Annotated in this window: 1 protein-coding gene; it reads left to right on the top strand. The window is 49.3% G+C overall.

What is annotated here, in order from left to right; all coding sequences use genetic code 11:
• Positions 1-405 precede the first annotated feature (405 nt).
• Positions 406-1389, top strand: coding sequence for a HEPN domain-containing protein (locus CSQ89_RS21445; RefSeq protein WP_139023068.1), 984 nt, complete (start codon positions 406-408; stop codon positions 1387-1389).
• Positions 1390-1596 lie beyond the last annotated feature (207 nt).

Here is a 1596-nt window from a genome sequence, read left to right on the forward strand (position 1 = left end):
CTACTCAAATATCCCGCAGCATCCCGCGGTTTCCTCCCTGGAGGTTTATTCAACGTCTGCCCGCTGGCGCCATCTCGCGGGCACGCTCATCGCGTATGGGCAGACGTCGAACAAACCTAAACCAAAGGAGACAGTCACCGCATGGTCAAGTCAGCCCTGATTCCCTTTCGGCAAACGCAACGAAAATCGAAAATTTCAGGCAGGTACATCAACCTGATTTAAACAAATCAGCCTTCACAAAAGTTGGGGCAGTTCAGATTGGCATCGGAAGCGACACGACCGAGGCCTAACACTGCGCTCAACCGGAGCGCCAACGACAGGGTCATTCAATGAGCTAAAACAAAAAATGAAATCGATCATAATGGGTTAGGGTCGAAAGCACCTATGCGACTAGAGGGAGTCACAATGGCATCACCACGTTATATCCTGCGTGTGTCCGTGGAAGTTCATGATCAGAATCCAATCTCTGGCTTGGAATCAGAACAATTGATCCCAATTGGGTCGCTTCGAGTGAAGGTGACGCAGCGAGGAAGTCATCTGATCCTACAAGCTGAAGACTTTGATTCCGAAGATGACGCTAAAGCCTTCCTGCCACAAATCAAGGTTGGTCTGTGGAGTCTCGCACTCCAGCACAATATCGCTTTTAGCCCCAGCTTCGCACGTAGAGAAATAATCCGTTCTACGGATCCAGAAGCCGCTGCATATAACTTTGCCAATCTTTGTATACCCGTTGAGGGGCAACTACAGCCACTTCATGGCAATACGGATGAGGGCGGCTACACGATCTTCCCTAGCCACGAAAACATCGTCTTTTTTTCTTTAGGTAAATCAACTGCGAGGGGGGGAGCGAGTTGGCCGGCTATCGAAAACACTTTGCGAGAAGGTATGCAGCGATCTCGACAAATGATGACCGAGTTTGAAAGTAACCTCCCCACAGTATTTGATTTGTACCTGAGTCACTTCTACGAAAACACGATACAAGCCCGCTTCTTGACTTTGATAATGGCACTCGAAGTGATTGCTCCGGTTATCGACAAACACCACACAGTCATGCCTCTTCTCGCTGAATTCGAAACGAAGCTCGAAGCGACAATCCAAGTCACCTCGGATAAAGATGCACTTTCTGCGCTGAAGTCTCTGCAAGAGGAACTTCGCTTCCGCAAGGGAATATCAATCTCACAACGTTTGCGAAGTCTAATCCTTAATGAGGAGTCGCTAAATGCTTCGGAAAGAGAAGACCTAGCCAAGAAAATTGGGGATGCGTACGGCTTGCGTAGCACCATGCTGCACGACGGGATATCGGATGCTCAAAAGCTATCAGAGGCCATGGATACTACCCTGCGTGCGGTAAAACTGATCTTACGTGCGAGATTAGGTCTCAGCACATAGATAATATTTCATAGGAATGGTGGAACCGTCTGCTAATGGCTGTTTGCAGTCATCCGTCTAGGGGTAGGGGTCTGAGGTGTGTTGCGGCTTGGCAATGCTGCATAAACTAGCGGGTGGGAATCCCGTCCAGGTAATCGCTAGCCACGAGCCTGGTATCGAGCCTTGCAGGCATATCGGTAACGATATGTTTGATGCGTAGGCACGAAA

The sequence above is a fragment of the Chitinimonas sp. BJB300 genome (genome assembly GCF_002735695.1).
Taxonomy (GTDB): domain Bacteria; phylum Pseudomonadota; class Gammaproteobacteria; order Burkholderiales; family Chitinimonadaceae; genus Chitinimonas.